This window comes from Stenotrophomonas sp. STEN063 (assembly GCF_056854515.1).
The window spans coordinates 1-8,277 of the sequence record NZ_JBXFWF010000106.1; the positions used below are offsets into that span (position 1 = coordinate 1).

The following is an 8,277-nucleotide window of genomic DNA, read 5'->3' on the forward strand; positions in this document are numbered from 1 at the left end:
CCATCCGCCGTTCTTCCATCACTGCGCCCTTATTGCGTGTGTGGGGCCGACCCTTGCTGGGGTTATTTTTTACGGTTACGGCCTCTCCCGACCCGGGCTCGGCACTACGGTTTGCCCCCTCCCTTTGCCGCAGGCAAGGGGAGGGTTGGGGAGGGGTAGCGCTCTTCGCGATTTGATGCAGTTGAGGCTTCGCGGCTTGCGGCGCTCCTGCATCAGTTGGTCGGCAACGCATTTTATAGTGCCTAGTCATGCTCGGGTGGAGCTTTGCCGGTGAAGCGTCTGCCGAGCATGGCTCGGCACTACAGGTGAAGCGCAATGCCGAGCATGGCTCGGCACTAGCGGGCTTCAGCGCGCCAGGCCTTCCAGCAGCGGCTGGATGCTGGCGATCTCGCCATTGACCTGTAGTGGGCCTTCCGGCAACTCCAGTGGCAGCACTGCAAGCGCCAATGCGCCGGCCACACAGGCGACGCTGCCGATGTTGCTGTCCCCGTGCTGGACTGCATCACCAGAGTTTGCGAATGATGCGCATTCCAATAGCGCCAGCGAGCGCTTGGCCTTGCCCAGGAAATGGGTGCGGGCAACGATCTCCTGGCCCGGATAGCAGCCCTTCTTGACGCTGTAGGCGTTCAGGCGATCCAACCCCAGTTGCTGCGGCGTCCATTGCTCACGCTGCGCATCCTCGAGGCGGGGCAGGCCGAAACGAAGGTCGTATTGACGCCACGCCAATTCAGCCGTCGTGTCGTCAACGGAGCTTGCTGCGCTGCTGATCTGCAGCGTTCGCGGCACCGTTGCGCTGCCCACATCCAGTTCGATGACGCCGTCGGCCAGCTGCGCTATTTGCGCGCCACGCGCCTGACCGGGCGTTTCCAGCGCGGCATTCACTGCCAGCGTGCTGGCATGGCTGATGACGACCTTGCGGCGGAACACGAAGCGCCGCAGTTGTTCGGCCATGGCCTCGGCGCCGCCGTCGTGGCAGACCAGCAGCAGGGTCTGTGCGTCTACCCGTACAAGCTGAAAGATAGACAGCACGCGGCCTTTGGCGGTCAGCCAGGCGCTCCATTGCCAATGACCGTCGGCCAACGAGGGCACGTCATTGGCGAACTGGGCTTGGGCGAAAGCGACCGCATCGGCTCCCGCAAGGCTCACGATCTGAGCCTTGGAAAGTGTGCGGAAACCGGTGAAAGCAGGGGCGAGGTTGTCAGACACGTGACTGAGGACTAAAATTTGTGCGTTGCGAGACCACCAATGATAGGCCAAACAACCCCCACTCCCGAGCCCGAAGCTGAAGCCCCGTTGGGCCCCGAGAAGCAGCCGCTTCCCGAGGTTACGCCGGTGCCTCAGGAAATAGGCGGCCGCGGCGGACTCGATCCGGTGCGGTATGGCGATTGGGAGAAAAACGGGCGCTGCATAGATTTCTGAGCAGCGTTGAGCCAACGCGGCATTGAGCCGCCCAGCCGAGATATGAGTCAGCGAATGGCGAACAGACCCCGCCCCCTTTCTCCGCACCTGCAGGTGTATCGCTGGCAGATCCAGATGGCCACCTCGATCCTGCATCGAGTAACCGGCATCATTCTGACTGTCGGTTCCCTGATCATCGCGGGCGGCTTGTTCGCCCTGATGATGGGGCCTGAGTCCTGGAACTGCTTCACCACCCATGCCAGCGCCTGGTACGGCAAGGTGATCCTGTTCGGTTGGACCTGGTGCTTCGCCTATCACCTGTGCAATGGCATCCGCCATATCGTGCAGGACTTCGCCATCGGCTACGCCAAGGCTACCTTCATCCGCAGCAGCTGGATGTCGGTGATCGCCTCGCTGGTGCTGACCGCGCTGATCTGGGCTTACGTCTGCATGGGAGCTGCCGCATGAGCAAGTACCGCACCCCGCTGAAGAATGCGCGTGGCCTTGGCAGCGCCAAGTCCGGTACCGAGCACTTCGTCCACCAGCGCCTGACCGCCACCGCCCTGGTTGCACTGACCATCTGGTTCCTGTGCCTGGTGCTGAGCCTGATGGGCGCCGATTACGTTACCGCCGTGGAAACCATTTCCAAGCCGTGGAACGCGATCCTGCTGGGTGGCTTCCTGGTCGCCATGTTCTGGCATGCCCAGCTTGGCCTGCAGGTGGTCCTCGAGGACTACATCCACAACTCGCTGATGGCCCTGGCCCTGCAGACCACGGTCAAGTTCGTCGCCGTGCTCGGCGCCATCGTCAGCATCTTTGCGGTTGCCCGCATCGCGTTTGGGAACTGATACATGTCCGCTTACAACATCACTGAACACAAGGTCGACATGGTCGTCGTCGGCGCCGGTGGCGCTGGCCTGCGTGCAACGTTTGGCCTGGCCCAGAAGGGCCTGCAGACGGTCTGCATCACCAAGGTCTTCCCGACCCGTTCGCACACCGTGGCAGCACAGGGCGGTATCTCCGCCGCGCTTGCCAACATGGGCGAGGATGACTGGCGTTACCACTTCTTCGACACCATCAAGGGCTCGGATTGGCTGGGTGACCAGGACGCCATCGAGTACATGTGCCGTGAGGCCATCCCGGCCATCATCGAGCTGGAGCACTACGGCGTTCCGTTCTCGCGCACCGAAGAAGGCAAGATCTACCAGCGTCCGTTCGGTGGCATGACCACCAAGTACGGTGAAGGCCCGTCCGCGCAGCGTACCTGCGCCGCCGCCGACCGTACCGGCCACGCCATCCTGCACACCCTGTACCAGCAGTCGCTGGCGCACGATGCGCAGTTCATGATCGAGTACTTCGCACTCGACCTGATCTTCGACGACGAAGGCGTCTGCCGTGGCGTGCTCGCCCTGGACATGGCCGAAGGCACCCTGCACCTGTTCCGCTCGCAGGGCGTGGTGCTGGCAACCGGTGGTTACGGCCGTGCCTACTTCAGCGCCACCTCGGCGCATACCTGTACCGGTGACGGCGGTGGCTTGGTGGCCCGTGCCGGCCTGCCGCTGCAGGATATGGAGTTCGTGCAGTTCCACCCGACCGGTATCTACGGTGCCGGCTGCCTGATCACCGAAGGTGTGCGAGGCGAGGGCGGTATCCTGCGCAACAGCAGTGGCGAACGCTTCATGGAGCGCTACGCACCGCACTACAAGGATCTGGCATCGCGTGACGTGGTGTCGCGTTCGATGACCATCGAAATCCGCGAAGGCCGCGGCGTTGGCGAGCACAAGGATCACATCCTGCTCGACCTGACCCACCTCGGCCCGGGCGTGATCGACGACAAGCTGCCGGGTATTGCCGAAAGCGCGCGCATCTTCGCGGGCGTGGACGTGCACAAGCAGCCGATCCCGGTCATCCCGACCGTGCACTACAACATGGGCGGCATCCCGACCAACTACCACGGTGAAGTGGTGCGCAAGGTCGGCGACAACCCCGATGCAGTGGTGCCGGGCCTGTACGCCATCGGCGAAGCGGCCTGCGTGTCCGTGCACGGTGCAAACCGTCTGGGCTCCAACTCGCTGCTCGACCTGGTGGTGTTCGGCCGCGCCGTGGCCAACCGCTGCGCCGAGACGATCAAGCCGGGTGCGCCGCACAAGACCCTGCCGTCCGATGCCTGCGACAAGGCCCTGGGCCTGCTCGACAAGCTGCGTCACGCCAATGGCGATACGCCGACCTCGGTCATCCGCGACAACATGCAGCGCACCATGCAGAACGATGCTGCCGTGTTCCGCACCAGCAAGACGCTGGAAGAAGGCTGCCAGAAGATGGCGCAGGTGTTCGATTCGTTCCAGGACGTCAAGGTTTCCGACCGTTCGCTGGTCTGGAACTCGGACCTGATCGAGACCTACGAGCTGAACAACCTGCTGCTCAATGCAGTGGCGACCATCAACTCGGCCGAGCAGCGCAAGGAAAGCCGTGGCGCCCACGCGCACGAGGATTACCCGGACCGCGACGACGTCAACTGGCAGAAGCACACGCTGGTCACTGTTGACGAAAAGGGCAAGTGCAGCTTCGATTACCGCCCGGTGCACATGTACACGCTCAGCGATGACGTGTCCGTGGTGCCGCCGAAGCCGCGCGTCTACTGATCCGGGGAACTTACGAACATGGCTGAATTTGCACTCCCGAAGAACTCCCGGTTGACCAAGGGCAAGCACTTCCCCGCCAAGGGCGGCGCGAAGAACACGCGTACCTTCAAGATCTACCGCTGGAGCCCCGATGGCGACCAGAACCCGCGTACCGACACCTACGAGATCGATCTCGATGCGTGCGGCCCGATGGTTCTGGACGCGCTGATCAAGATCAAGAACGAGATTGATCCGACCCTGACCTTCCGTCGCTCCTGCCGCGAGGGTATCTGCGGTTCGTGCGCGATGAACATCGACGGCACCAACACCCTGGCCTGCACCCGCGCCATTGCCGATTGCGGCAAGGCCGAAGTGCCGATCTACCCGCTGCCGCACATGGACGTGGTCAAGGATCTGGTTCCGGACCTGACCCACTTCTACGCGCAGTACGCCTCGATCAAGCCGTGGATCCGCACCCAGACCCCGGCCCCGGCAGACCGCGAACGCCTGCAGTCGCCGGACGACCGCAAGAAGCTGGACGGCCTGTACGAGTGCATCCTGTGCGCCTGCTGCTCGACCAGCTGCCCGAGCTACTGGTGGAACGGCGAGCGTTACCTTGGCCCGGCGATCCTGCTGCAGGCTTACCGCTGGATCATCGATTCGCGCGATGAAGACACCGGCGCACGCCTGGACGATCTGGAAGATCCGTTCAAGCTGTACCGTTGCCACACCATCATGAACTGCGCACGCACCTGCCCGAAGGGCTTGAACCCGGCACTGGCAATTGCCGAGATCAAGAAGCTGATGATGGCGCGCCGCGCTTGATGTGTTCTGCCTTCTCCCTTCGGGAGAAGGTGCCCCGCAGGGGCGGATGAGGGTACGGGTGAAGCCTGCTGCCCTCGATTTCGCGGGAGCTTCGCTCCAACCCTCACCCCAACCCCTCTCCCGGCGGGAGAGGGGCTCTGGTATCCGAGGTATCCGAAGCCATGCAGACCGAAGACGAGATCCTGTTGAAGAAGCTGCGCTGGCGCTGCCGGCGCGGCATGCGCGAGCTGGATCAGCTGTTTGGCCGTTATCTGGACCGCCGTTGGCTGGAAGCACCTGCGGCCGAGCGCGAGGTTTTCCTGCAGTTGCTGGACACCGAAGACGATAAGTTGTGGCGCTGGTCCATGGGCTACGAGGTCTGTCCGGATGCGTCGCAGGCGCAGCTCATCGCCTATATCCGCGCCCTTCCGGTGTGAGTGGCGTCCGTCACGCTGGCTGATCTGCGCGATCCTGGGCCTGGCGGTACTGGCCGCCATTTCGATACTGAACTGTAGATTGGGGCCGGGCCATGCCTGGCCGTTCGCCGTGTGCGTGCTTGGCTGTGGGCTGCTGCAGGCGCGGGCTGAGTGGCGAAGGTCATCCCGGGACCTGTTGATACCGCCACCGCCGGGGTCGCCGAGCGTTGATGGAGTGCCTGTTGGGCAGGTCGAACTGCTCGAGCGCGGACCGCTGCTGGTGCTGCGCTGGCGGCTTGGAAAACAGCGCCAGCAGGCGCTGTTCTGGCCCGATACCCTGTCGCGCGCGCTACGACGTGAACTGCGACTGGCCGTGAAGGCGCATGGCGTTTCCCGCCGGCCGCCGGGAATGGCACCATAGCTACCAGTTCACGGGCAGACACGCATGTTCAAACCCTTACCTGTCGCAATCGGATTGCGCTATCTGCGCGCCAAGCGCCGCAATGGCTTCATCTCCTTCATCTCCATGGCTTCCATCCTCGGCATTGCGCTCGGGGTGATGGTGCTGATCACCACTTTGGCGGTGATGAGCGGCTTCCAGAAGGAAATCCGCGACCGCCTGCTGCAGATGTCGGCCCACGCCACGGTCAGTGCCGATGGCGAGCCGATGTCCAATTGGCAGCACGCCATCGACGTGGCGACCAAGGATCCGCGCGTGGCCGGTGCCGCGCCGTATATCGAGATCCAGGGCATGTTGAGCGGCCTGCGGGTGCAGGGCGCGATCATCCAGGGCGTTGACCCGGCGCAGGAATCCAAGGTCTCGGTGCTGGCCGAGAAGATGACCAAGGGCAAGCTGGACAGCCTACAGCCCGGCGAATTCAACATGGTGGTCGGCAAGGAGCTGGCGATCTGGTTGGGCGTGGATGTCGGCGACAGCGTCGTGGCCACGCTGGCCGAAGTGCAGGGCACGCCGATGGGCGCCATGCCGCGGGTCAAGCGCTTCAAAGTCAGCGGCATCTTCGAGGCTGGCTCCAATGAAGTCGACCGCGGCGTCGCTTTCACCAACATGCAGGACATGGAGCGCGTGCTGCGCATGGACGGCGTCACCGGCGTGCGCCTGAAGATGCACGACATGGACCAGGCCTATACCGTGGCCCGCGATCTGGCAGTCAACCTCAACGGCTATTACCGGGTGAGCGATTGGACCCAGGAGAACGCCAATCTCTACCACTCGTTGCGTATGGAAAAGACGGTGATGGGCATCCTGCTGTCGCTGATCGTGGCAATGGGTGCCTTCAACCTGGTGTCATCGCAGGTGATGCTCGTTACCGACAAGCAGGCCGATATCGCCATCCTGCGCACGCTTGGCCTTACGCCCGGTGGCGTCATGCAGGTGTTCATGGTGCAGGGCACGCTGATCGGCGTGTTCGGCACCATTGTCGGCGTGATCAGCGGCATCACCTTGACCCTCAACCTGGAACGCATCCTCGGCCTGATCGAGACCGTGTTCAACATCAAGCTGCTGCCGGAGGATGTGTACTACATCACCGGCCTGCCGACCGACATGCAGACCGGCGATATCGTCGTGATAACCGTGGTGGCGCTGCTGATGAGCTTTGCCGCAACCATCTACCCGGCGTGGCGCGCAGCCCGCACCCAGCCGGCCGAGGCGCTGCGCTATGAATGAGAACGCATTGATGGAATCGGTAATCCGCGCCGAGGGTCTGGGCAAGACCTATGCCGAAGGCAAGATGCACACACCGGTATTCGACGGCCTGGATTTGAACGTTGCCGCCGGCGAGACCGTGGCCATCGTCGGTGCCTCCGGCGCAGGCAAGAGCACCTTGCTGCACCTGCTGGGCGGGCTGGATGTGCCGACGGCAGGTGAAGTCTATGTGGCCGGGCAGCGCATGTCGGCCCTGTCCGACGCCGCGCGCGGCAAGCTGCGCAACAGCTCGCTGGGCTTTGTCTACCAGTTCCACCACCTGCTGCCGGAGTTCACCGCGCTGGAGAATGTGATGATCCCGGTGATGCTGGGCGGCAGTGACCCGGCCGGCGCCAGCGCCCGCGCCAAGGCCTTGCTGGAATCGGTTGGGCTGGGCCATCGGCTGGATCACAAGCCGGGCGAGCTGTCCGGCGGCGAGCGCCAACGCACGGCGGTTGCCCGCGCACTGGTGAACCAGCCGGGCTGCGTGTTGGGTGATGAGCCCACTGGCAACCTGGACGACAAGACTGCCGGCACCGTGTTCGACCTGATGCTGGAGTTGAATCGGGTCCACCGCACCAGTTTGGTTCTGGTCACCCATGACCGCAGTCTGGCGCGCAAGCTGGATCGCGTGCTGGAGCTGCGCCAGGGCCGGCTGCACGAGTTGGCCAGTAGCGGGGTTTGAGTCGCGAAAGGGAGGTGTTGGTCCCGTGGCCGCCATGGGGCTAGCATGCTTGGGTAAGTACTAGCTGCTTCATGGGGTCGGGTTGTTTCCTTCAATGAGGATTGCTGTCATGAAGAAAATGCTTGTTGCGATGCTGTTGGCCGCCGTTCTTGGTGGCTGTGCAACGACGGGAAAGCTGACCAGCGCCGAGCGGCTTGATCTCTATCGAGCGCACGCCGGTGAGCCTGTGAAAAACTTCAGATACTTCGGTTCGCTCAATGGTTGGACCGAGCTGGGCGACAGCGCCTTGGCGGTGTGGACCAAGCCCAACGAAGCCTGGCTGTTGAATCTCAGTGGACCGTGTTTGGACCTGTCATTCGCCCCGGCGATCAGCATCACCAACATGATGGGGCAGGTGTCGGCGCGTTTTGACCGCGTGATCGTGCATGGTGGCGGCCCGATGGCACGTGTGCCGTGCCGGATCGACAGCATCCAGCCACTGGACGTGAAGAGCCTGCGCGCATCCGAGAAAGAGCTGCGTGAGGCCAAGATCTCCGAGCGCGCTGCAGATCAGGGCACGGACACGGAGTGAGATGCCATCTGTAGTGCCGAGCCATGCTCGGCAGTGGCCTTCATGCGCGGACCAACCGCTGGCTGTTATACACATCT

11 protein-coding genes are annotated in these 8,277 nt (G+C 63.3%); 10 read left to right on the top strand and 1 reads right to left on the bottom strand.

What is annotated here, in order from left to right:
* Nucleotides 1-345 precede the first annotated feature (345 nt).
* Nucleotides 346-1,206: a CAF17-like 4Fe-4S cluster assembly/insertion protein YgfZ gene (ygfZ, locus tag AC1VWL_RS18660; protein WP_482987676.1), complete on the bottom strand. Its 861-nt coding sequence runs from the start codon at nucleotides 1,204-1,206 to the stop codon at nucleotides 346-348.
* 39 nt (nucleotides 1,207-1,245) lie between these two features.
* Here ygfZ and AC1VWL_RS18665 point away from each other — a divergent pair, with 39 nt between their 5' ends.
* The 10 genes from AC1VWL_RS18665 to AC1VWL_RS18710 all read left to right on the top strand — a co-directional run bounded on the left by AC1VWL_RS18665 (nucleotide 1,246) and on the right by AC1VWL_RS18710 (nucleotide 8,200).
* Nucleotides 1,246-1,419, top strand: coding sequence for a DUF1674 domain-containing protein (locus AC1VWL_RS18665; protein ID WP_303746729.1), 174 nt, complete (start codon nucleotides 1,246-1,248; stop codon nucleotides 1,417-1,419).
* A gap of 54 nt (nucleotides 1,420-1,473) precedes the next feature.
* The gene (gene sdhC, locus AC1VWL_RS18670; protein WP_057626052.1) at nucleotides 1,474-1,866 is read left to right on the top strand and encodes a succinate dehydrogenase, cytochrome b556 subunit; all 393 of its coding nucleotides are present in this window, start codon (nucleotides 1,474-1,476) and stop codon (nucleotides 1,864-1,866) included.
* Nucleotides 1,863-2,246 (top strand): succinate dehydrogenase, hydrophobic membrane anchor protein, encoded by a 384-nt coding sequence (sdhD, locus tag AC1VWL_RS18675; RefSeq protein WP_303746727.1) that lies wholly within the window; start codon nucleotides 1,863-1,865, stop codon nucleotides 2,244-2,246. Before sdhC ends, sdhD begins: the two co-directional genes overlap by 4 nt.
* A gap of 3 nt (nucleotides 2,247-2,249) precedes the next feature.
* Nucleotides 2,250-4,040, top strand: coding sequence for a succinate dehydrogenase flavoprotein subunit (gene sdhA / locus AC1VWL_RS18680; RefSeq protein WP_481533415.1), 1,791 nt, complete (start codon nucleotides 2,250-2,252; stop codon nucleotides 4,038-4,040).
* 18 nt (nucleotides 4,041-4,058) lie between these two features.
* A complete protein-coding gene (locus tag AC1VWL_RS18685) occupies nucleotides 4,059-4,844 on the top strand; it encodes a succinate dehydrogenase iron-sulfur subunit (RefSeq protein WP_282268791.1) in 786 nt (261 codons plus the stop codon).
* A gap of 161 nt (nucleotides 4,845-5,005) precedes the next feature.
* Nucleotides 5,006-5,260 (top strand): FAD assembly factor SdhE, encoded by a 255-nt coding sequence (locus tag AC1VWL_RS18690; protein ID WP_282268793.1) that lies wholly within the window; start codon nucleotides 5,006-5,008, stop codon nucleotides 5,258-5,260.
* Between the two features lie 214 nt (nucleotides 5,261-5,474).
* Nucleotides 5,475-5,660, top strand: coding sequence for a hypothetical protein (locus tag AC1VWL_RS18695; RefSeq protein WP_482987677.1), 186 nt, complete (start codon nucleotides 5,475-5,477; stop codon nucleotides 5,658-5,660).
* A gap of 24 nt (nucleotides 5,661-5,684) precedes the next feature.
* Nucleotides 5,685-6,926, top strand: a complete 1,242-nt coding sequence (locus AC1VWL_RS18700; RefSeq protein WP_482987678.1) for a lipoprotein-releasing ABC transporter permease subunit — start codon at nucleotides 5,685-5,687, stop codon at nucleotides 6,924-6,926.
* The gene (lolD, locus tag AC1VWL_RS18705) at nucleotides 6,919-7,629 is read left to right on the top strand and encodes a lipoprotein-releasing ABC transporter ATP-binding protein LolD (protein WP_482987679.1); all 711 of its coding nucleotides are present in this window, start codon (nucleotides 6,919-6,921) and stop codon (nucleotides 7,627-7,629) included. Before AC1VWL_RS18700 ends, lolD begins: the two co-directional genes overlap by 8 nt.
* Nucleotides 7,630-7,738: 109 nt before the next feature.
* Entirely contained in the window at nucleotides 7,739-8,200 is a 462-nt protein-coding gene (locus AC1VWL_RS18710) for a DUF6491 family protein (protein ID WP_482987680.1), read from the top strand.
* Nucleotides 8,201-8,277: the final 77 nt, after the last annotated feature.

Coding starts and splice junctions, on each gene's coding strand:
- AC1VWL_RS18665 (WP_303746729.1), top strand. CDS start 1,246: ATGATAGGCCAAACAACCCCCACTCCCGAGCCCGAAGCTGAAGCCCCG.
- sdhC (WP_057626052.1), top strand. CDS start 1,474: ATGGCGAACAGACCCCGCCCCCTTTCTCCGCACCTGCAGGTGTATCGC.
- sdhD (WP_303746727.1), top strand. CDS start 1,863: ATGAGCAAGTACCGCACCCCGCTGAAGAATGCGCGTGGCCTTGGCAGC.
- sdhA (WP_481533415.1), top strand. CDS start 2,250: ATGTCCGCTTACAACATCACTGAACACAAGGTCGACATGGTCGTCGTC.
- AC1VWL_RS18685 (WP_282268791.1), top strand. CDS start 4,059: ATGGCTGAATTTGCACTCCCGAAGAACTCCCGGTTGACCAAGGGCAAG.
- AC1VWL_RS18690 (WP_282268793.1), top strand. CDS start 5,006: ATGCAGACCGAAGACGAGATCCTGTTGAAGAAGCTGCGCTGGCGCTGC.
- AC1VWL_RS18700 (WP_482987678.1), top strand. CDS start 5,685: ATGTTCAAACCCTTACCTGTCGCAATCGGATTGCGCTATCTGCGCGCC.
- lolD (WP_482987679.1), top strand. CDS start 6,919: ATGAATGAGAACGCATTGATGGAATCGGTAATCCGCGCCGAGGGTCTG.
- AC1VWL_RS18710 (WP_482987680.1), top strand. CDS start 7,739: ATGAAGAAAATGCTTGTTGCGATGCTGTTGGCCGCCGTTCTTGGTGGC.